Source organism: Alloyangia pacifica, from assembly GCF_900116195.1.
Lineage (GTDB): Bacteria > Pseudomonadota > Alphaproteobacteria > Rhodobacterales > Rhodobacteraceae > Salipiger > Salipiger pacificus.
The window spans coordinates 490,003-511,325 of the sequence record NZ_FOZW01000002.1; the positions used below are offsets into that span (position 1 = coordinate 490,003).

Annotated in this window: 20 protein-coding genes; 9 read left to right on the forward strand and 11 right to left on the reverse strand. The window is 66.7% G+C overall.

Annotated elements, in window-relative coordinates; all coding sequences use genetic code 11:
* The 4 genes from BM397_RS06790 (at window position 1) to BM397_RS06805 (ending at window position 3,551) form a co-directional block, all read left to right on the forward strand.
* A complete protein-coding gene (locus BM397_RS06790; RefSeq protein ID WP_092420197.1) occupies window positions 1-930 on the forward strand; it encodes an ABC transporter permease in 930 nt (309 codons plus the stop codon).
* 10 nt (window positions 931-940) lie between these two features.
* Window positions 941-1,876 (forward strand): ABC transporter permease, encoded by a 936-nt coding sequence (locus BM397_RS06795; protein WP_092420201.1) that lies wholly within the window; start codon window positions 941-943, stop codon window positions 1,874-1,876.
* Complete coding sequence (locus BM397_RS06800; RefSeq protein ID WP_092420204.1) at window positions 1,873-2,805, forward strand: SMP-30/gluconolactonase/LRE family protein; 933 nt, start codon at window positions 1,873-1,875, stop codon at window positions 2,803-2,805. Before BM397_RS06795 ends, BM397_RS06800 begins: the two co-directional genes overlap by 4 nt.
* Window positions 2,806-2,996: 191 nt before the next feature.
* Window positions 2,997-3,551 (forward strand): type 1 glutamine amidotransferase domain-containing protein, encoded by a 555-nt coding sequence (locus BM397_RS06805; RefSeq protein WP_092420207.1) that lies wholly within the window; start codon window positions 2,997-2,999, stop codon window positions 3,549-3,551.
* 62 nt (window positions 3,552-3,613) lie between these two features.
* On the opposite strand, the gene BM397_RS06810 is transcribed toward BM397_RS06805, so the two are convergent.
* Window positions 3,614-4,225 carry a hypothetical protein gene (locus tag BM397_RS06810; RefSeq protein ID WP_092420210.1) on the reverse strand — a complete coding sequence of 204 codons (612 nt, stop codon included), beginning with the start codon at window positions 4,223-4,225 and terminating at the stop codon, window positions 3,614-3,616.
* 163 nt (window positions 4,226-4,388) lie between these two features.
* On the opposite strand from BM397_RS06810, the gene BM397_RS06815 reads away from it, so the two are divergent.
* On the forward strand, window positions 4,389-5,294 hold the full coding sequence (locus tag BM397_RS06815) for a LysR family transcriptional regulator (RefSeq protein WP_092420218.1): 906 nt from the start codon (window positions 4,389-4,391) through the stop codon (window positions 5,292-5,294).
* An 82-nt stretch (window positions 5,295-5,376) separates the two neighbouring features.
* Here the strand turns inward: BM397_RS06815 and BM397_RS06820 are convergent, their stop codons facing one another.
* On the reverse strand, window positions 5,377-6,012 hold the full coding sequence (locus BM397_RS06820; RefSeq protein WP_092420221.1) for a TetR/AcrR family transcriptional regulator: 636 nt from the start codon (window positions 6,010-6,012) through the stop codon (window positions 5,377-5,379).
* Window positions 6,013-6,138: 126 nt separating this feature from the next.
* On the opposite strand from BM397_RS06820, the gene BM397_RS06825 reads away from it, so the two are divergent.
* The gene (locus BM397_RS06825) at window positions 6,139-7,044 is read left to right on the forward strand and encodes a LysR family transcriptional regulator (RefSeq protein WP_092420224.1); all 906 of its coding nucleotides are present in this window, start codon (window positions 6,139-6,141) and stop codon (window positions 7,042-7,044) included.
* Between the two features lie 74 nt (window positions 7,045-7,118).
* Here BM397_RS06825 and BM397_RS06830 read toward each other — a convergent pair whose 3' ends face one another.
* From BM397_RS06830 to BM397_RS06865, 8 genes are all read right to left on the reverse strand, one after another.
* Complete coding sequence (locus BM397_RS06830) at window positions 7,119-8,102, reverse strand: OmpA family protein (protein WP_092420227.1); 984 nt, start codon at window positions 8,100-8,102, stop codon at window positions 7,119-7,121.
* Window positions 8,074-8,643 (reverse strand): peroxidase-related enzyme, encoded by a 570-nt coding sequence (locus BM397_RS06835; protein ID WP_092420230.1) that lies wholly within the window; start codon window positions 8,641-8,643, stop codon window positions 8,074-8,076. Before BM397_RS06835 ends, BM397_RS06830 begins: the two co-directional genes overlap by 29 nt.
* A 4-nt stretch (window positions 8,644-8,647) precedes the next feature.
* Complete coding sequence (locus BM397_RS06840; protein ID WP_092420233.1) at window positions 8,648-9,373, reverse strand: GNAT family N-acetyltransferase; 726 nt, start codon at window positions 9,371-9,373, stop codon at window positions 8,648-8,650.
* Window positions 9,374-9,498: 125 nt separating this feature from the next.
* Window positions 9,499-10,224, reverse strand: a complete 726-nt coding sequence (locus tag BM397_RS06845) for a competence/damage-inducible protein A (protein WP_092420236.1) — start codon at window positions 10,222-10,224, stop codon at window positions 9,499-9,501.
* A gap of 92 nt (window positions 10,225-10,316) precedes the next feature.
* Complete coding sequence (locus BM397_RS06850; RefSeq protein ID WP_092420239.1) at window positions 10,317-11,429, reverse strand: ABC transporter permease; 1,113 nt, start codon at window positions 11,427-11,429, stop codon at window positions 10,317-10,319.
* A gap of 3 nt (window positions 11,430-11,432) precedes the next feature.
* Window positions 11,433-12,563, reverse strand: coding sequence for an ABC transporter permease (locus tag BM397_RS06855; protein WP_092420242.1), 1,131 nt, complete (start codon window positions 12,561-12,563; stop codon window positions 11,433-11,435).
* Entirely contained in the window at window positions 12,560-14,320 is a 1,761-nt protein-coding gene (locus tag BM397_RS06860; RefSeq protein ID WP_092420245.1) for an ATP-binding cassette domain-containing protein, read from the reverse strand. Before BM397_RS06860 ends, BM397_RS06855 begins: the two co-directional genes overlap by 4 nt.
* Complete coding sequence (locus BM397_RS06865) at window positions 14,317-15,324, reverse strand: HlyD family secretion protein (protein ID WP_092420247.1); 1,008 nt, start codon at window positions 15,322-15,324, stop codon at window positions 14,317-14,319. The genes BM397_RS06860 and BM397_RS06865 overlap by 4 nt, the downstream gene beginning before the upstream one ends.
* 241 nt (window positions 15,325-15,565) lie before the next feature.
* On the opposite strand from BM397_RS06865, the gene BM397_RS06870 reads away from it, so the two are divergent.
* Window positions 15,566-16,207 carry a TetR/AcrR family transcriptional regulator gene (locus BM397_RS06870; protein WP_092420250.1) on the forward strand — a complete coding sequence of 214 codons (642 nt, stop codon included), beginning with the start codon at window positions 15,566-15,568 and terminating at the stop codon, window positions 16,205-16,207.
* Between the two features lie 826 nt (window positions 16,208-17,033).
* On the opposite strand, the gene hpbA is transcribed toward BM397_RS06870, so the two are convergent.
* Window positions 17,034-19,070, reverse strand: a complete 2,037-nt coding sequence (gene hpbA, locus BM397_RS06875) for an N-methyl-L-proline N-demethylase HpbA (protein ID WP_092420253.1) — start codon at window positions 19,068-19,070, stop codon at window positions 17,034-17,036.
* A 172-nt stretch (window positions 19,071-19,242) separates the two neighbouring features.
* Here hpbA and BM397_RS06880 point away from each other — a divergent pair, with 172 nt between their 5' ends.
* The gene (locus BM397_RS06880; protein ID WP_092420257.1) at window positions 19,243-19,890 is read left to right on the forward strand and encodes a TetR/AcrR family transcriptional regulator; all 648 of its coding nucleotides are present in this window, start codon (window positions 19,243-19,245) and stop codon (window positions 19,888-19,890) included.
* 188 nt (window positions 19,891-20,078) lie between these two features.
* Complete coding sequence (locus tag BM397_RS06885; protein ID WP_092420261.1) at window positions 20,079-21,281, forward strand: CaiB/BaiF CoA transferase family protein; 1,203 nt, start codon at window positions 20,079-20,081, stop codon at window positions 21,279-21,281.
* Window positions 21,282-21,323 lie beyond the last annotated feature (42 nt).

Genomic DNA, 21,323 nt, shown 5'->3' on the forward strand with positions numbered 1-21,323 from the left:
GTGAAGCTCTTCGCGAAATACCGGATCCTTTTGCCCGTCGTGTCGCTGGCGGTGCTGCTTGCGGCGACCTTCTACATGCAGCCGCGGGCGATGAGCTATTTCGGGATCAACCTGCTGTTCAACCTCGCGGTGCCGATCGCGCTGGCGACCGTCGCGCAGATGATGATCATCATGGTCAATGATATCGACCTCTCGCTGGGTGCCTTCGTGTCGCTGGTGGCCTGCGTGACGGCAACCTTCCTCAACGACAGCCCGATGCTCGGTGTGCTGATCCTGCTGGCGCTGGTGCTGTGCTACGCCGCGCTCGGCGCGGTGATCCACGCGCTCGATCTGCCTGCCATCGTGGTGACGCTGGGCATGTCCTTTGTCTGGGGCGGGCTGGCGCTCTTCATCCTGCCGTCGCCTGGCGGCGCGAGCCCCGGCTGGCTGCGCACGCTGATGACCGTCAAGCCGCCCTACATTCCCATGGCAGTCTGCGCCTCGGTGATCATCGCGGTGGTGACCCACCTGTTGGTGATCCGCTCGGGCATCGGAACGGTGCTGCGCGGGGTCGGTGGCAACGCCCGCTCGGTGCAGCGTGCCGGCTGGCCGGTGGTGCGCCTGAAGGCGCTGGCCTATGGCCTCGCCGGGCTTTTTGGAGTCTTCGCGGGCATGGCGCTGGTGGGGCTGACCACCTCGGCCGATGCCAATATCGCGCTGCGCTACACGCTGCTCAGCATTGCGGGGGTGATCCTCGGCGGCGGCGAGTTCACCGGCGGCAAGGTGAGCCCGGTCGGCGCGGTGATCGGTGCGCTGACGCTGACGCTCGCCGCGTCCTTCCTGAGCTTCCTGCGGCTCTCGCCCGACTGGCAGATCGGCGCACAGGGGGCGATCCTGATCCTTGTCCTGACGGCGCGGCTGCTCTTCACCCGCCGCGACGCGCAGGCGTGAGGAGGCGCGCATGAAACTGATACAGAAACCCTGGCTCTGGTCCTGGGTCGCCGCCGCCGCAGCCTTTGCGCTCACCGTTGCACTGACCGAGGGGCGCGGTGCCGGAGAGCTGGCCTATGCCGCGCTCAGCTTCGGTGCCTTTGCCGCCATCGTCGGCCTCGGGCAGATGCTGGTGATCACGCTTGGGCCCGGCAACGTGGACCTGTCGATCCCGGCCACCATGACTCTCTCGGGAACTCTGGCACTGAAGGCCATGGGCTCGGACCCCGGCACGGCCTGGATGGGGCTGGGGGTGGCGATCCTCGTGGGCCTCGGCACCGGACTTGCCAACTTCGCGCTGATCTACCTGCTGCGGCTGCCGCCCATTATTGCCACGCTCGCCGCCTCGCTGCTCTACCAGTCGCTGGCGATCTGGTCGAACCGGGGGCTGCGCATCAAGCCGCCCGCCGGGCTGGCCGACTTCGCCACCGGACGCACCATGGGCATTCCGAACGTGGCTCTGGTGGGGCTGGGTCTTTCGCTGCTGATCTGGGTGCTGCTCGAACGCTCGGTCTGGGGCCGCTGGCTGCTCGCCTCGGGGCAGAACCTGCGCGCGGCGCGGCTTGCGGGGGTGCCGGTCGAGGCGGTGCGCGCCGCCACCTATGTCGCCGTCACCGTGTTTGCCGCCATAGCGGGCTACCTGCTGGCCAGCTTCTCGGGCGGCGCTGCGCTCAACATGGGGGCCGAGTACCTGCTGATGTCGATCGCCGTCGTGGTGATCGGCGGCACCTCGATCGCCGGCGGCATGTCCAACGTGCCGGGCGTCTGGGGCGCCTCGCTCTTCATGTTCCTCGTCGTCTCCATGCTCAATTCCTACGGCGCGGGCGCCGGGGTGCGCATGGTGCTGACCGGTCTCATCATCATCGGCATCGTCATTGCCGCCAGCACGAGGAGGGTCGCGCGATGATCCGCACCCCAGACCACCTGGAGATCCGTGACGAGCGCTTCCGTGCCCTCGTTCACCCGATGGGCAAGCTCGAGCAGCTCTGCACCGGGTTCACCTGGACCGAAGGGCCGGTCTGGTTCGGCGACCGGAACGCGTTGATCTTCTCCGAGATCCCTTCGCAAACGCTCTACCAATGGACTGAAGGGCAGGGCCTCAGCGTCTTCCGCGAAGAGAGCCAGTTCAACAATGGCAACACCCGCGACCCCTGGGGGCGGCTTGTGGGGTGCCGACACGGTACGCGCGACGTGGTGCGGACCGAATATGACGGGGCATTGACCGTGCTCGCGTCAGAGTACGAGGGCAAGCGGCTCAACTCGCCGAACGACGTGGTGGTCAGCTCCGACGGTGCGGTGTGGTTCACAGATCCCACCTACGGCATCATCTCGAACTTCGAGGGCAACCGCGCCGAGCCCGAACAGGCGGCCCGCCATGTCTTCCGCATTCCGCCCGGGGGCGGCGCGCCGGTGCCGGTGATCTCGGATTTTGCCCAACCCAACGGCCTGTGTTTTTCGCCGGACGAGTCCATCCTCTACGTCGCCGAGAGCGGGTCGAGCCATGACGACACCGTGCCCCCGGTCATCCGCAAGTACGCAGTCGACGGCGAAACCCTGACGTCGCTCGGGGATTTCGCGACGCTCGACTGCGGTCTACCGGATGGGATGCGCTGCGATGTGCAGGGCAACCTCTGGTCCTCGGCCGGGGACGGGGTGCATTGCTTCGCGCCCGACGGCACGCTGCTGGGCAAGATCCTCGTGCCCGAGGTCGTCGCCAACCTCTGCTTCGGTGGACCAGATGGGCAGCGCATGTACATCACCGCGACAAGCTCGGTCTACCGCGTCTTCGTCGACGTGAAAGGGGCCGAGCCCTGGACCCGCAGCGCCCGCGCCTGACCGGACTTTCATCTTTCCCCAAATACTCCCGCCGGAGGCAACCGCCGCCTCCGGTTCCCGCTCCTCTGTCAAAAACCCGTGTCCGTGTTCTTTGGAACACGGGCCGGGACCTTCCTGTTGCATATCCAGACGCGCCGAACACGGCGCCGGACTGCAAGACAGACTGCAAGACAGATGGAAGGAGACATCTCATGACTGCCATCAGCAACGCAAAGATCCTGATCATCGCCACCCACGGTTTCGAGCAATCTGAGCTGGAATTCCCGCGCGACCAGCTGCGCGTGAAGGGCGCAGACGTGCATGTCGCCACGCTCGACGGCAAGCCGATCAAGGGCTGGGAAGGCTCCGACTGGGGCCGCGAGGCCGAGGCCAAGATTGCCGACGTCAACTCGCATGACTACGACGCGCTGGTGATCCCGGGCGGCCAGATCAACCCCGACCTGCTGCGAGCAGAGCCCGCGGTGGTCAACCTCGTCAAGGACTTCCACAACGAGGGCAAGGTGATCGCCGCCGTCTGTCACGCGCCCTGGGTGCTGGTCGAGGCCGGTATCGTGAAGGGCCGCGAGGTGACCTCCTACCTCTCGATCAAGACCGACGTGGTGAACGCAGGCGGCAACTGGGTCGATGAGGCGGTGGCCTGCGACAAGGGCATCATTACCAGCCGCAAACCCGATGACCTGAAGGCCTTCGTCTCGAAGATCGTCGAGGAGATCGAAGAAGGTCAACACGATCGCAAGGCGGCCTGACCCTTCCGTGCCGTCTTGTGACCACTGGCCGCGCCGGGCAACCGGCGCGGTCTTTTGCTGTCTCAGCGCAGGTCCGGCCCGAAGAATTCCTCTGGGCTCATCAGGCCACCGAGGCGCGCCGCACCGTAAAGCTGCGTGGCGATCTCACCGTCACCGACCAACAGCACTGATGCCCCGGGGAGGCGCAGCGGGTCGAGCAGCGCGCGAGCCCCTGCGCGGGCCTCGGACCATGCAATCGGTGTCTTGGAGCAGGGGGCACAATGCGCGAACCTGCAGCCGGTCAAATCCGAAAGCTCCTGCCGAAATGACTCGGGCGGCTCGTCCGGCGGAGCGAAACCCAGCAAGTAAACATCCCGCATGGCACGCAGGCGCGCGCGCCGCGGCTCGGGCATCTGCAGCGACCGGGCAAAGCGCAGCCTCAGGGCATCGGGCATGAAGGCGACGGCCCGGATGTCGGTGCCGCAGAAGGCGCGCAGCGCGAGGTAGTCTCGAGGGGGCATGCCCAGCTCCGCCGCGCGGCGGAGCTGCATCCGCAGGGCGACGCCCGAGGGGGCCTTGCGCGCGGCCTTGGCGCGCCGCCAGCGCTCGACGGCCAGCAGCGAGGGAGGCTCGAGCGCGGGGCCGCGATTGTGGCCGGCTGGCGGTGGAGAGAGGGGGCAAAGGCTGTCGGCCATGGTTGTTCTGCACGCGGAAACACTGTTGCTGCAGATTTTACCTCTCGGTTTCGGCGTCAAGTACAGTGCACGGCAAAACCCCGATATTGTCCCCGCGCCGTCCAAGTCCTGCCCCATTCCGGGTCAATATCTTGGGCCAAGGAACGTTTACGAGGTGACGGGTATGGATCGACTGACCGAAATGGAGGCCTTTGCCACGGTGGTGGACCAGGGAGGGTTCACCGACGCGGCCAAGAAGATGGGAATCTCGAAGTCGGCCGTGTCGAAACATGTCTCCTCGCTGGAGGCGCGCCTCGGCGCGCGGCTGCTGAACCGGACGACGCGGCGCGTGTCGCCCACCGAGATTGGCCTTGCCTATTACGACCGGGCACGCCGCGTGCTGAACGATGCGGGCGAGGCCGACGCTTTGGTCACCTCGATGCAATCGGCACCCTCGGGGCTGCTGCGGATCTCGGTGGCGACGGATTTCGGGGTCAACCACCTGAGCCCGGTGCTGGGTGAGTTCCTCGCCGAGTTCCCGGACATCACCGTCAACATGGTGCTCAACAACCGCTACGTCGAGTTGATCTCGGAAGGCTTCGACATGGCGGTGCGCATCGGTGAACTGGAGGACAGCACGCTGCGCGCCCGCAAGCTGACCGACACCACCAAGCGGATGATCGCCTCGCCCAACTACTTCCAGCGCTTCGGGCGGCCGCAGCGCATCGACGATCTCAACGAGCACAAGCTGCTGCACTATTCCAACCAGTCCTCGGGCAACGTCTGGAAGGTAACCGCGCCGTCGGGCGAAAAGCGGCAGGTGCGCACCGCGGGCTGGCTGTCGGTGAACGACGGGCAGTCGCTGCTGAACGCCTGCATCGCCGGGCTCGGCATCGCCTACCTACCGTCCTACCTCTACGCAGATGCGATGAAGCAGGGGCTGGTCGAGGATGCGATCCCCGATCTGCCGGTCGAGACGCAGGGCATCTACGCCGTCTACCCGCCGGGTCGCTTCACCCAGCCGAAGGTCCGCGCCTTCATCGATTTCCTCGTGCATGCCTTCGCCGAGAAGGGGCCGCACGACTGGTAGGTCTTTATTCCTCGGGCCGTCCACGAAAGCCCACCTGCGCCCCGGTCTCAGGCCGGGGCGTTTTTTGTCGTGCGGTGTCTGGTTACTCGCGGACAGAGACCGCCGCCAGCGCGAGCCCATCGAACAGTGGTTTGCTGCGCCGCAGAATCAGCTCGATGCAACTCGGGATGCTGGCGTCGTCGTAGATCGACGGGCGCAGCCCATGGGAGTAGATCGCGTAGAAGGCGTCGAGTGCATCTTCCAGTTCCTCCTCGGTCCGATGGGTGAATTGTGGCGCATCCCGCATCGCCCGCAGGAGCGGCGCGAGTGCCTGCCTTAATTGTAGGCGGTTCTGGACCTCGGTCTCGGCGGGCCATTGCCAGTAATAGGCCTGCATCACGGCGAGAAGCCGCGGATCTGCAAGGTCACCTTTCACGTAGACGGCTACGATATGGCGCAGCTTTTCTTCGAAAGGCGCGTGCATCGGGACCGTGTCTGATAGTTTATCTATCTGAGATGCATTATTTTCTTGGATCAGAGCATAAAGAAGCCCAGCCTTGGAATGGAAATAGACATTGATCATGGCGTGGGTCACACCGGCCATCCGGGCGATTTGCGTGACCGAGACATTGTGGTAGCCGTACTCGTCAAAGAGCTGCCGGGCAGCGGCCGTCAGGCGTGCACGCGTGGCGGCACTCTTCTCCTCCCGGCTCCGGTGACGGCTCTCTGAAATGTCCATTTGCCAAAGATTACGGCACGAAACAGGAAAGTCTATGACATTGTTATTAACAATGTTGAAAAACTGTCGCTCCCGCTACATAAGCGCGGGCGGGTCACGAGTGCCCAGGGTAGCCGGAGAGTCTGAATGGACAAGTTTGCCGAACTAAGAGCCTTCACGCATGTGATGGACCATGGTGGTTTCACTGCGGCGGCAGATGCGCTCGGCATGTCCAAGGCGGCGGTTTCCAAGAACGTCGCGGCGCTGGAGCGCCGGCTCGGGCTGAAGCTCTTCGAGCGCACCACGCGACAGGTCCGTCCGACCACTGAGGGCAACCATTATTACCGCTGGACGCGCCAGCTGCTGGCCGAGGCCGATTGGGCCGACACCTGTGCCCGAGCCCTCGCCGAACCGCAGGCCGCGGCGCTGCGCATCGCCGCGCCGGCGGAGCTGGTCGAGCACATGATCGTTCCGCGGCTGGGACGGTTCCTCGCGTCACATCCCGACCACTCGGTGGTGTTCGAACCCCTTGGGTCCGAGGGATGCGATCTGACGCTGAGCACCGAGACCGGCGAGCAGATGGAAGGCCGACCGATCGCGGTGAGCGCCCATGTGGTTGTCGCATCCTCGCTCTATCTCGCCACGCAGGGACGGCCCGAAAGCGCGAGCGAGCTTGCGAGCCATCGCCTGCTGCACCTGCCTGCTGAGCAGGAAGGCGTGATCTGGACGCTGACCGACCGTCGCGGTGCGGTGACCCCGGTCACCGCTGAGCGCCGCATCGAGATGGCCGACACCCGTTCTGTGCTCGAGGCCGCTCTGGCAGGTCTCGGCGTTGCCTGCCTGCCCGATTTCGTCGTGGCCCGCGATCTCAGCGTCGGCCGTCTGACCCGTATCCTGCCGGAGTATGACTCGGCGCGCCGGGTGATCCTGTCGCGCACGGAAACCGGTGGCCCGGCGCGGGAACTGGCGATGGAGTTCGAGTCCTATCTCGATTCCTCGCTGCGCGAGCAGGGTGCGCCGCTCGCCGGACGCGCCGGCGATCTCGCCCCCTGACTCCTTGCCTGCTGACCCCTTGACTGGCGGGCCGGTCCATCGACCGGTCCCGGCCACGCGGCCCGGTGTCGGGGTCACTCTACGGCGGGAAGCAGAACGACCTCGACCCGCCGGTTCTCCCTGCGACCCTCGTCGCTGAGATTGCTGGCCAGCGGCGCAAGGTAGCCCGCGCCATCGGCCTCCATCTGGCCGGCGGGAATGCCCTTTTCCAGAAGATAGCCGCGCGCTGCCTGTGCGCGGCTGCGAGAGATCTCTACATTTGCCGCGGATGTGCCGGTGGCGTCGGTATGGCCGACGAACAGGACGCGCCGCGCCGGATCGGCATTCAGATAGTCGGCCAGCGCGTCGAGCGAGGCGATTTTTCCGGGGGCGAGCGTCTCTGCGCCGCTGGCGAAGGCGAGATCGAGCAGCACCGCGTGGCCCTGCGCTTCGAGGGTCCGTATCAGGTCCGGCGTGCTGCTGGACAGCACGGGCGGCTCGGCGTCATCGGCGATCGCATTGCTGTCCTCCTCGCCGACGTCCTCATCGTTGGTCCCGGCTGACGGCGAAGTCGAGGCGCGGATCACCTGCACGAAGCCCGTTGCGGGGCTGTGGCTGACCAGCAGTGTCAGGTAGTCGCCCTCGGGGTTGCGCGCGGAGAGGAAGCGATAGGCGCTGAGGTCCACGTACATGGCAGGCCCCTTCATCACCTCGGTGGCGAAGCGGAAGTCGAAGCCGCCGCAGGCCCGAGCCGCGCAGTCGAGCAGGATGCTCCAGCCCGCCTCTTCCAACTGCGCGCGCAGGGGCGCGATGATCTGCAGGTCGGTCAGGCCGGTCGCATCGATCCGCCAGGCCTGGCGCTGGATGCGGCCCTCGATGCTCTGCGTGACAAGGCCTTCCATCTCGGTCCAGGGCGCGACCGGCACCTCGTAGCTGCCGGGATCGGTGATGCGTTCAGCCGCCAGCCGGGCAGTGCCGGGCAGCGCAAGATCGAAGGCCCGCGCGGGCAGGGCTGCAAGCAGCGCCAGCGCGAGTGTGGGAAGGAGGCGCTCAGCGCGCCTGCGCGTGGTAGTCGTCATTCGGCCGCATATCGGTGGCGCTGGCCACCCGGTTGGTCATGTTGAAGAACGCCGCCACGTTGACGATGTCCCAGATGTCACGCTCGGAGAAGCCCGCGTCGCGCAGCGCCTCGCGGTCGTACTCGGCGATCTCGGCGCTGCTTCTGGTCAGCTTCTCGGCAAAGTGCAGCATGGCGCGGTGGCGGTGGCCCAGATCGGCGACACGCCAGTTCATCACCAGCATCTCGCCGAGCTTCGGGTCGCCCGACAGCTCGCGCACGGCGGCGCCATGCGCCGTCAGGCAATAGAAGCAGCGGTTGATCGAGGAAACCACCACGGCGATCATCTCGCGCTCGAGCTTGCTCAGCCCGGAGTCCGCCAGCATCAGCTCGTTGTAGATCGCGGTGAAGGAGTCGAGCTTGGCGATGTCGAAGGCGTGGGCCTTCAGCACGTTCGGCACCATGCCCAGCTTTTCCTCGCAGATGTCGAAGTATTTCTGCGTCCGCTCTGGCAGCGGGTCGACCATCGGCAAGTCGAGGGCAGTGGGCAGGTCCTTGGTCATAGGGTCAGTTTCCGGGCTTGATGCGGTAGTGGTACTGTCCCACAAGCTCCATCCCGAGGGAAGCGTAGAGCCCGTTTGCCGGGTCATTGTCCGTCAGGCAGGCCAGCGACATGTAGCGCGCGCCCTTGCCCTCGGCCCAGATCGCCGCGCGGCGCATCATCGCGGTGCCGACGCCCTTGCCGCGGTGCGCGTCCAGCACCTCGAGCGCGTGGACCATCGCGATCCCCTCGTGGATGGCGCAATACCCGGCACCCGCAGGCTTGTCCGAGACCCGTCCGAAAAGCCCGGTCTTCGGTCCTTTGGCGCGTTCCATCACACCGACCCGGGCCGGGCCGATGCCGCCCGCCTCCCAGATTTCGCGCATCACGGCCAGCGGCTCCCAGAGCGCAAAGGCACTCATCCGGTGCGGCAGGGTCTCGGTCAGCAGACCGATCTTGCACACCCAGAGGTTCACCGGGTCGATGATGTCATAGCCGCGCGACTCCAGCGCCACGTCGAGCGCGGTCTCGCCATCGCGGATCATGAAGAGCGGCTCCTGCCGCATCATCCGCTGCGCCTGTTCGGCAGCCTGCAGGTCGTCCGGACTCCAGCCGTCCTCGGCGGTGATGCAAGAGACCCGCTTGCCGCCGCCGCCACCCTCGCGCAGCAGCCAGGGGCCGGCGGCCACCGTCGAGGCGGCGGGCCAGGTGTTGTCGAGCGTGGCGTAGAGGCGGGGAAGGTCTGGAGTCATTCTTGCACTCTGCCGGTCCCTCGCGGCGGGCGGGACGCGCGCGCAGGTCGGAACGGGTTACGATCTGTGTTCCTATCTATGGCGGCAGCTCTGCGCGAGGGCAATCGCTGCCGCCTAACGGGAGATCAGCTCTCGGGAAAAAGCGCCGCGAGCCGTGTCATTGCCGCATCAACCCGCGCGCCTTCGGACCCGCGGATGACGATATTGGCGCCGTAGACACCGTCCTTCTGGAACGGGTAGGAGCCGATCGACAGATCGGCGAACTCGGCGGCCAGCGCCGAGAGCGGCCCGGCGATCTCGCCCTCGCCGCGCTGGATACGCAGCGATTGCGACAGCAGCGGCGCACCGCCGGTCAGCGTGGGCAGCACGCTGGCCACCATCGCTTCGAAGACCGAGGGCACACCCGCCATGACGTGGACGTTGCCGAGGGTGAAGCCGGGGGCGATAGAGACCGGGTTGTCGATCAGCGTGGCGCCTTCGGGAATGCGGGCCATGCGCTGGCGGGCCTCGTTGAACTCGGAGCCCTGCCGCTCGTAGTGCGCGGCGAGCAGGTCGTAGGCATCCTGTCGCACGCCGATGGAGGCGCCGAAGGCCGCGGCGACGGCGTCGGCGGTGATGTCATCATGGGTCGGCCCGATGCCGCCCGAGGTGAAGACGTGGTCAAAGGTTGCGCTCAGCGCCTTGACCGCGGCGACGATGGCGGCCTGATCGTCCGAGACCATGCGCGCCTCGCGCAGGTCGATGCCCTGCTTGGTCAGCTGCTGCGCAAGGTAATGCATGTTTGAATCGCGGGTCCGTCCCGAGAGGATCTCGTCCCCGATGACCAGCATGGCTGCGGTGGGGTTGGCCATGGTTCTGCTCTCCTTGCGCCGGTTGTCGCCCTTGGTATAGGCCCCGGCACCGCGCTTTCAAACCCCTCCGATCACAGGATGATTTGCGGGGCTCACGACAGGCGGTGACGGAACAGCCAGGCGGCGAGCGGCAGGGTCGTGGCAGCGACGCAGAGCAGCGGCACGAAGTCGGCCCCGACCTCGGCCAACCCCGCGCCTTCGAGATAGACGCGCCGCACCAGGTCGACCCCGAAGCGCAGCGGGTTCGCGTAGGTCACCCATTGCAGCACCTGCGGCATGTTGCGGATCGGGGTGAGCAGCCCTGACAGCAGCATCAGCGGCATGACGATGAGGAAGGTGTAGAGCATCGCCTGCTGCATGGTCAGGGCCACCGCCGAGATCGACAGGCCGATGCCGACCGAGGCCAGGGTGAAGCTCGCGAGCCCGAGATAGAGCAGCCAGACCGAGCCGACCATGGGAATGCCGAACCAGAACAGGATGATGAGAAAGATCAAAGTCGATTGCAGGATGCCCACGGTCATCGTCGGCAGCGCCTTGCCGATCAGGATCTGCAGCGGTGTCAGCGGGGTGACCAGGAGCTGGTCGAAGGTGCCCTGTTCCCGCTCGCGCGCCACCGACAGGGCCGAGAGCAGCAGCGTCTGGATCATGCTCAGCGCGGCGATCAGCGGCGGCATCAGGTTCCAGCGCGACTCGAGGTTGGGATTGAACCAGGCGCGGCGGTCGATGGTCACCAGCGGCACCGCGCCGCGCGCGACATTGAAGGCGGCGACCACCGAGGCGATCTGCGCCGAGGCCGCCCCCGCCGTCGCCGAGTTGCGCCCGTCGAGGATGACCTGAAGCGGCGCCTGCCGGTCCGTCGCCAGCCGCGCCTCGAAATCCGGCGGTATGCCCAGCACCAGCAGGGCGTCGCCGCTGTCGATCACCGCCGCGATCTGGCCCGCATTGTCCAGCGTTGCGACGCGGGTGAACACCCCGCCGCCGTCGAGGCTGGCCAGCAGCTCGGTCGAGGCGGCACCGCGGCTCTGGTCGAGCACCGCGTAGGGCACATGGGTCAGATCGTAGGTCGCGCCGTAGCCGAAGAGGAGCGATTGCAGGATCGCCGGCATCAGCAGCAGCGCGCGGCTCGACGGATCCTTGAAAAGGTCGCGGAACTCCTTGCGGATCAGCGCGACGATCTGCGCGAGATAGGCGAGGGCGGCCTGCATCGCTCAGTCCATCGTCTTGCGCAGCGCGCGGCAGGTGAAGGTGATCAGCACGGCGGCATAGAGCGACAGGATCAGGCTCGAGCGCAGGATGTCGGGCCAGTAATCGCCGGCCATGAACAGCGTCTTGATCAGCCCCATGAAATGCGTGGCGGGCAGCAGTTGCGAGATCGCCCGGATCACCGAGGGCACATTGCGCAAATCGAAGACGAAGCCCGAGAGCATCAGCGCCGGCATGAAGCTGACCAGCAGGGCGATCTGGCTGGCGGCGAACTGGTTGCGCGCCAGCGCCGAGATCAGCAGCCCGAGCGAGAGCGAGACCAGCAGGTAGAGCAGCGAGACCGCGATGATGATCGGCAGCGACCCCCGCATCGGCACCTCGAAGAGCCAGCGCGCTGCCAGCAGGCACATGACGAGGTCGATGGTGCCGATCACCATGTAGGGCGCGAGCTTGGCCAGCACGAGTTCCAGCGGTCGCACCGGGGTGACGAAGATCGCCTCGAGCGTGCCGCGCTCCCATTCCCGCGCGACCAGAAGCGAGGTCAGGAAGGCGCCGATGAGGGTGAGGATCAGCACCAAGAGCCCGGGGACTAGGAACCATGTGCTCTCGCCGGGCTCGTTGAACCAGCTGCGCTGCACGATGACCACGCTGCCGGCCGCAGCCTGCGTACCGCCCATCCGCTCGGCCCGCTTTTCCAGCGGCACGGACAGGGCGCCGGTCACATAGCCTTCGATCGCATTGGCGGTGGTCGAGTCCACCCCGTTCAGGATCAGCTGTACCCGCGCTTCCCCGAGCGCAAGCTGGCGCAGGAAATCATGCGGCACGCGCAGGATGGCGTCGATCTCGCCGCCCATCATCCCCGCCTCGGCTTCGTGCATGTCGTGCATCCAGACCGGCGACAGGTAGGTAGAGCCGGTCAGACCCATGGCCGCCTCGCGCGCCGCCTGCGAGTTGTTCTGCATCACCACCGCGATGCGTGCGTCTTTCACGTCGAAGGACAGCCCGTAGCCGAACAGCAGGATCAGCACCACCGGCAGCAGCAGGCCGACGAAGAGGTTGCTGCGGTCGCGCAGCAGCTGCCGGGTCTCCTTGCGGGTGAGCGCGCGCAGGCGCAGGAGAAAGCCGGGTGCGCTCATGCCGCGGCCTCCCGCGTGGCGCGGTGCGCGCGGGCCTGTTCGACGATGCCGATGAACGCCGTGTTCATGTCGGCACCATCTTCCGCCCCGGCCTTTTCGCGGACCTCCTGGGGCGTGCCGATGACCAGCATTTCGCCCGCGTCCTGGATCGCGATGCGGTCGCAGTACTCGGCTTCTTCCATGAAATGGGTGGTCACGATGATGGTCACGCCCGAGTTGGCAAGCCCGGTGATCGTTCGCCAAAAGGCGCGCCGGGCGAGTGGGTCGATGCCGCTGGTGGGCTCGTCGAGAAAGAGAATCTGCGGCGCGTGCAGCAGCCCCGTGGCCATGGCCAGTCGTTGCTTGTAGCCGGCGGGCAGCAGGCCGCTGCGGGCGTCCGGCTCCAGATCGAAACGGGCGAGCGCCTCGCGCACCCGCTCCTTCAGCACCTTGCCCCGCAGCCCGTAGGCACCGCCGAAGAACTCGAGGTTCTCGCGCACGCTGAGGTTGCCGTAGAGCGAGAACTTCTGCGCCACGTAGCCGATCCGGGCGCGTGCGCGGGCCCGGGCGGTACGCAAGTCGCGCCCGGCGACCTCGAGGTGCCCCTCGGTGGCAGGCAACAAGCCGCATAGCATGCGGAAGGTGGTGGTCTTGCCCGCGCCGTTGGGTCCGAGCAGGCCGAAGATTTCGCCGGGCATGACCTCGAAGGAGGTGCTGGCCACTGCCGTGAAGTTACCGAAGCGCCGCACGAGGTCGCGCACCGAGATGATCGGCTTGGTCGGGTCGGGCGTGGTAACGGGCGCTTCGTGGGCCGCGTCGGGCAGGGCGGGTTCGGCGTGGCCCTCGTGCTGGCGCAGCAGCAGCATGAAGGCGTCTTCGAGGGTCTCGGCGCGGGGCCCTGTGACGGCGCCGCCGAGCAGCGTGGCCAATGCGTCGTCATCGGCCTGCGGCTGGCGCACGTAATGCACCGCGCCGCCATGGGGTGTCGCGTCGATGACGAGTTCAGGCGCCCCGAGCAGACGGGCCTGCAGGGTGCGCGGGTGCATGTCCGGCGGCGGCGCGGCGGCAAAGGTCAGCCCGGCAGCGCGGGCGCGCAGGTCCCCGGGCGTGCCGCTGGCCAGGATGCGCCCGCGGTTCATCACATGGACCTGCGCGCAACGTGCCGCCTCGTCCATGTAGGCGGTGCTGACGATGACGCTCAGCCTGTCGGCGTCCACCAGTTGCTGCACGATGGCCCAAAGGTCGCGGCGCGACAGAGGGTCGACTCCGACGCTGGGCTCGTCGAGCAGCAGGAGGTCCGGTGCACGCACCAGCGTGCAGGCCAGCCCGAGCTTCTGTTTCATACCGCCCGACAGCTTGCCCGCAGGACGTGCGGTGAAGCGCGCCATGTCGGTCATCTCCAGAAGGCGCGCGAAGCGGGGGCGGCGTTCGGCCTGCGGCACCCGGTGCAGGTCGGCGTAGAGGTCGAGATTCTCCTGCACGCTCAGGTCTTCGTAGAGGCCGAAGCGCTGCGGCATGTAGCTGATGCGGTCCTGCACCCGCTGTGGATGGGCGGCGACGTCGGTGCCCAGCACCTCGAGCCGCCCGCCGCCGGGCGTCAGCAGCCCGGCGATCATCCGCAGCAGCGTTGTCTTGCCCGCGCCGTCCGGCCCCACAAGGGCTGTCAGCTCGCCGGGCCGGACGGTGAGCGACAGGGCGTCGATGGCCTGCACCATGCCACCGCCGGGCGCCTCGAAAGCGCGGTGCAGGCCCTCGGCGACGACCGTCGCCGCGGTCATTGGTCGATGCCGCCGGAGCTGCCGAGCGGGATCCGCACGGTGACCGGCTGGCCGAGCCGCAGCGCGTCCTCGGGGTCGTCCACGGTGATGCGGGTCTCGTAGACAAGGCTGGTGCGCAATTCTTCGGTCTGAACCGGCTTGGGGGTGAATTCCGCCACCGAGGAGATGTAGCCGATGGTGCCCGCCACCGGCTGGTCGGGCGCGCTGTCGGTGATCACCTCGGCCTGCATTCCGGGGGCGATGCGGCCAAGATCGGGCTCGCTTACGTAGACACGGACCCACTTGGGCTGGGTGATCGCGAGGGCAAAAACCGGGAGCTGCGGCGTGGCCTGATCGCCGGGCTCCAACAAGCGCGAGCGCACCACGGCGTCGATGGGCGCGGTCAGTGTCCCGAGGTCGATCTGGTGGCGCAGCAGGGCGAGATTGGCCCGTGCGGCGACCAGCTCGGCCTCTGCGGCAGCAATGTCTTCCTGCCGTGCCCCAGCCTTGGCCAGTTCCAGTGCCGCGCGGACCTCGGCGACCTTGGCATCCGCAGCCTCCGCCTCGCTCTGCGCGTGATCGACGGCCTGCACGCTGACCGCGCCGCTCGACGAGGATTGCAGACGCTGGGCCCGGCTGAGGTCCCGCGCTGCGCGCGCGGCGGTGGCTTCGGCGGAGACGAGCTGCGCCTGCACCTGCGCGATCTCTTCCGGCCGGGTGCCGTTCTGGAGGCGCAACAGGCTCTGGCGGGCGGCCTCTACCTGCGCCGACGCCTGCTCTGATTGCAGCTCGAGTGTACGGGTGTCGAGGATGCCGATCACCTGTCCCTCGGTGATCCGGTCGCCTTCCTCGGCCCGCAGTTCCGTGATCCGGCCGCTGCCGTCGAAGGCCAGCGCCACCTGCCGGATATCTACATTGCCATGCAACACGAGCAGATCCGGGCTGCCGGGCTCCTGCCCGTAGTGGTGCCACGCGGCGGCAACCACGGCGGTAAGGGCGATGACGATGAGCAGGATCTTTTTCATGTACAGCGTCCCCCATGCGGGCAGAGATTGCGAGTCTGCGGCCGTTGGATTAGATTAAAAGAGATTTAGACTAAACGCGCAACCCCGAGGATGTACGCCAGACGATGAGCGATTTTGCGAAAGGGATCACCCGGCAGAGACGAACGTGCCACGCAGGGACGGTCGGGGTCGGGGCCGGTGCGGGGCAGGGCGCGCCGATCCTGCTCTGCGAGATACTCGGCGCACCGGCGGGCTGCGGTCGATGACCCGCCGGCCGCGCCCGACCCGCACGGACGGCGAGGCAACCCGCGCGCGGCTTCTCGAGGCGGCGGGCCGCCTCTTCGCCGCCGGCGGCTTCGCCGAGACCACCAATACCGCGATCGCCGCAGAGGCGGAGGCGGATATTGCCTCGATCAACTACCACTTCCGCAGCCGTGCCGGGCTCTACCGCGAGGTGCTGCTCGAAGCCCATCGCCGGATGATCACGGTAGACGAACTGACCGCCATCGCCGAAACGGCCATACCCCCGCAGGAGAAACTGCGGGCTTTCATCGCGCGGATCGTCGAGCAGGGCGTGCAGGGCCAGGGCTGGCACGCGCGCGTGCTCAGCCGTGAAGTGCTGTCGCCCTCGTCCCACCTGGAATTCCTCCCGGTCTCGGAGATCGGTGCGAAGATGGAGATCGTCCTGCGAATCCTCTCCGAGATCACCGGGCTGGCCCCGCAGGACCCGGCCTTGCGCCGCAGCCTGTTCAGTGTGCTCGGACCCTGCGCGATGCTCCTTGTTGCTGCTCCGCGCATTTCTCCGCTGGCCGACGATGTGCTGGGGACAGATCGCGATGTGCTGGTCGAGCACCTGTGCAGCTTCGCTCTTGGGGGGCTTGCCGCAATCGCCGCAGCGCGCTGAAGTCGCGCTGACCCAAGGGCAGTTCAGGCACGCAGAGAGCCGGTAGCCGGGCTTCGCCAAGTCTCCGTCAGGGCAAGCCCAGACAAATTTCCTAGAAACCTCTGGACAGTTGTAAAAACTTCATGTGTGGTGGGCGTCGAAACGGAATTATGGTCGATCCACCGAGTGGCTATCTCGGCAGATCGACCAGCAAGATGGCGCTTTGGGAGGAGTAGCCATCTTCAGTGATCCGGTCGCTCCTTGGGAGGTTTTGGGGCGGCCGGATACCTTTCCTACTAAATATGCTGCACTTGAGGGCAACAGACCCGGAAGCGTTTTCTGCGTCCGGTCGCTTTTGTCGCAGGTGCCCGTAGGGCAATTGCTCAATCTCTGGGCATTTTCCCGTCTCCGTGAGCCTGGTGGGTGTGTGCAGCGAGTCGTTCTGCGGCGTGGCGCTGCCGAGCAGCGGACGAACTGACGCGCCAAACGAGCAGCCTGCGGCGATCAAGAGGCACCGCAGCCATGCGTCTGTGTCAGAACGGGTCTGCATTCCTGACCATTGTTCGGCTGAGCGGCCGCGGTTAACTTAGGCTCACGACGCAGCGATGCGTCACCGGGTTTCCTGGAACTCTCTCCTCCTCCCTGAGTTCCGGAAATTGGCGGCGACCCCTCTCCTCCTCCCTGGGGTCGCCGCTCCTCCCTCTTCCAAGTTTTGGCTGTGTCAGATTTTCCGGCTCTGCTGCTGGTGTTCCGCATTACGCTTTCGTCGTGCAATGCGCTCCCGAGGGCGTTTGCGAAGCGGGGCAGCCACCCCGCTCCACAGATTTATCAAGCCACGGATCTCAAGTCAGAGGCCTCGCACCAGACGCAGCGCATCGTAGATCGCCGCATGGGTGTTGCGCGCAGCGACCGCATCGCCGATGCGGAATAGTCGGAAGCCGGCGTCGGGGTTGCGGATCACGGCCTGAACCCCGCCAGTGGACAGCGCGTCGTAATTCACCTCGCCGAGATTGCGCGACTGGGGCTTGAGGTCGAAATAAAGCTCGTCCAGCGGTCGGGTGCCATGGTTTACCACCACCTGATCGACGAGCCGTTCGCGCATCACGTCCCCATAGTCCGACCCGAGCCGCGCCTTCAGCTGGTTGCCCTCGCGCACCACCGAGGCCAGCCGCCAGGTGACGGTGAAGGTGGTGTCACGCGCTTGCAGGGCGCGCATGTAGGGCACGAGGTTCATCGCCATGACCTCGGGCGCGAAGGCGCGGTCCGGCGTGACGATCTCGACCTTGGCGCCGGTCGCCGAGATCAGGTCGGCGGCCTGCAACCCAGCGTGGTCACCCGCGTCGTCGTAGACCAGCACGGTCTGACCCGGCTTCACGTCCCCCGAGAGGATGTCCCAGGCCGAAACCACCAACTCGTTGCCCTCGCTCAGCACCTCGGTGTGCGGCAGGCCGCCGGTGGCGATGATCACTTCGTCCGGAGCTGTCGCGATGACGTCCTCTGCTTCGGCAAAGGCGTTAAACTGGAAATTCACGCCCTTCTTCGTGCACTGATCGAAGCGCCAGGCAATGATCGAGGACATCTCGCGCCGCCGTTCCTGCAGCGCGGTCAGCCGGATCTGCCCGCCGGGCTGGTCCGCGGCCTCGAGCACCGTGACCTCATGTCCCCGTTCCGCCGCGACCCGCGCCGCCTCGAGCCCGGCCGGACCGGCGCCGACGACGGTGATGCGCTTTTTTGTGCCCGCCTTCTCGATCGCGTGCGGCATTTCTATCTCGCGCCCGGTCGACGGGTTGTGGAGGCAGAGCGCCATGCCGCCCTGGTAGATCCGGTCGAGGCAGTAATTCGCGCCGACGCAGGGGCGGATGTCGTCCTCGCGCCCCTCGATCACCTTGCGCACCAGATGCGGGTCGGCCATGTGCGCGCGGGTCATGCCAACCATGTCGAGCTTGCCGCTGGCGATGGCGTGGCGCGCGGTCGCCACGTCGGGGATCTTGGCGGCGTGGAAGGTGGGGAAGTTGGTGGCGGCGCGGATCTCTCCGGCAAAGTCGAGATGCGGCGCGCCCTTCATCCCCTGGATCGGGATCAGGTCGGTGAGACCGGGATCGGTGTCGATGTGCCCCTTCACCACGTTGAGGAAATCGACCAGCCCGCTGTCCTTGAGCTTGTGCGAGATTGCCAGCCCGTCTTCGGCGGTGGTGCCGCCCGGAAGGCATTCGTCGCCGGTGTAGCGCACGCCGACAATGAACTCCTCGCCGCAGCGCGCACGGATCGCCCGCAGCACGTCGAAGCCGAAGCGCAGGCGGTTGTCGAGATCGCCGCCGTAGGGTGCCTCCAGTTCATTGGTCAGCGGCGACCAGAACTGGTCCATCAGGTGGCCGTAGGCCTCGAGCTCGATGCCATCCAGCCCCGCCGCCTGCATCCGTTCAGCCGCATCGGCGTAATCCTCGATGATCCGCGAGATGTCCCAGTCTTCCATCTTCTTGGGAAAGGCGCGGTGCGCCGGCTCGCGCTCGTGTCCGGGCGAGACCACGGGCAGCCAGTCGGCCTTGTCCCAGCGGGTGCGGCGGCCGAGGTGGGTGAGCTGGATCATCACCGCGCAGCCCTCGTCGTGGCAGGCGTCGGTGAGCGCCTTCATGTGGCCAACGACCTCATCCTTCCACGCCAGGATGTTGTTGAACACCGGCGGGCTGTCGCGGGCGACCGAGGCGGAGCCCGCCGTCATGGTCAGCGCCACCCCCGCCTTCGCCCGCTCGACGTGGTAGGCGCGGTAGCGCTCCTTGGGCATGCCGTCCTCGGGGTAGGCCGGTTCGTGGCTGGTGATCATGATGCGGTTTTTCAGCGTCAGATGCTTGAGCTGATAGGGTTGCAGCAGCGGGTCGTTGGACATGGCGTTAAGCTTTCCGGGCAGGTGGACTCATGGCAGGATTCCGAAAATGTACACACCTGTCAATAATCAGGTCACATATGTCTATTTCGCGCCGCGCCAGACTCGACACCAGCGCACATTTTCTCGACAATGGCGGCTCACCGGCCGCGTGCGGCCGTTCCCGGAAAGGCCCATGACCGAAGACGACTCTCCCAACCGCGGCTGGCGCGGCTCTCCCGATCTCTGGCTCGATGCGGCTTATGTGGCGCTGACGGAAAAGGGCGTCGATGCGGTGAAGATCATGCCGCTCGCGCAGGCGTTGCAGCTGTCGCGCACCAGCTTCTACTGGTTCTTCAAGGACCGGAAGCAGCTGCTCGCCGCGCTGCTCGACCGGTGGGAGGGGGCGACGACGGTGCCGCTCGTGGCGGCGACGCGCGAGTATGCGGCGACCGAGACCGAGGCGATGCTCAACGTCATCTCGACCTTCCTCTCCGACGACAGCTTCGATGCCCGGCTCGAGCTGGCCGTGCGCTCCTGGGCGCAGCAGGACCCGGCGGTTCTAGAGCGGCTTCAGCGGGCCGACACGGAGCGGCTCGACGCGCTGCGCACAATGCTTGCCGGGTGGGGTCACGAGGGCGCCGACGCCGACGTGCGGGCGCGGACCATCTATCTGGTGCAGGTCGGCTATATCTCGATGCGCGTCGCGGAACCCGTCGAGGAGAGGCTCGAACGGTTCCCGCACTACGTGGAAATCTACACCGGAAAACGCCCGCCCGAAGCGGAGATGGCCCGCTTCCGGGCGCGCCTCGGTCTGAAGAAGGCTCCGGGCGCGCAGGGGTGAGCGTCTCGCTGATGTTTCCGATCGAACTGGCCTGACGGCATGCCCTCAATGCGGTCCGTGCTGGCGAAGTGCTGTGGCGCTGAACTATTAGAAATACGAATTTCGAGCCCCCTACATATCATAGCCAAGTATATTCTCTGCTCCGATCAAAGGCCCTAGGCTCTCTCTAAACCAACAGAGGGACTGTGATGGGCGCGCTTGACGGAATCCGAGTACTGAGCTTCAACCACTTCCTGTCCGGCCCGGCGGCCGCGCAGCACCTTGGCGACATCGGCGCCGATGTGATCACCGTCGAGCCCCTCGGCGGCGCCTTCCAGCGCAACTGGGCGGTGGCCAACCGCTTCGTCGACGAGACCTCGGTCAACCACATCACCACCGGCCGCAACAAGCGCTCGATCGCCGTGGACCTGAAGTCGCCCGAGGGCATCGCGGCGGTGAAGCGGCTGATCGCTACCGCCGACGTGGTGATGGAGAACTTCCGTCCCGGCACGCTCGACAAGCTCGGCCTCTCGGAGGCCGAGATGCGCAAGGTCAACCCGCGCATCATCTACGCCACCACCACCGGCTACGGCGCTGATGGCCCCTACGCCAAGCGTCCGGGGCAGGACGTGCTGCTGCAGGCGATGGCGGGGCTCGCGGCGCATACCGGCAGCATGGAAAGCGGCCCCGTTGCCGTGGGCTCCGTGCCGATCGACCATCACGCCGCTGCGCTGACCGTGGCGGGCATCGTCGCGGCGCTCTTCGAGCGGGAGCGCACCGGCACCGCCCGCCGCGTCGAGGTGAACATGCTGCAGGCGGCGATGGACCTGCAGGGCGAGTCGATCACCGCCTGGATGAACGGCGCCGACCGCGCCGGTCCGCGCGGCTCGGACGGTATGGCCACATGGTTCAGCCCCGCGCCCTATGGCATCTACGCCACTTGCGACGGGCACGTGATGATTTCCATGTCGACGCCGCCGCAGCTTTCGGGCGCGCTCGACCTGCCGCAGCTGGCCGAGCTCTCCGCCGCCGACGGCTTTTCCAAGCGGGGCGAGATTTCCCGCATGGTGACCGCAGGCATGGCCGCGCTCACCACCGAGCAGGCCGTCTCCAAGCTGACCGAAGCCGGCGTCTGGCACGAGGTCGTGCAGGACTACGACGGGCTCAAGGACAACCCGCAGGTCCAGCACCTCAAGGCCTTCACCGAGGTCGCCAGCGGCAAGGGCACCCCGATGGTCATGCTCTCACATCCGGTGCGCTACGACGGCGAGACCCCGCCCGTGCGCCTCGCGCCCCCTGCACTCGGAGGCCAGAGCCGCGAGGTTCTGGCCGAGGCCGGTTTCGCGCCGGAGGAAATCGAGGCGCTGATCAGCTCCGGTGCCGTGGTCGAAACCAACAAGATGCGCGCCTGACCCGCGCCGCCTCCCAAGCAAGATAGCCAACAGGACGAGACA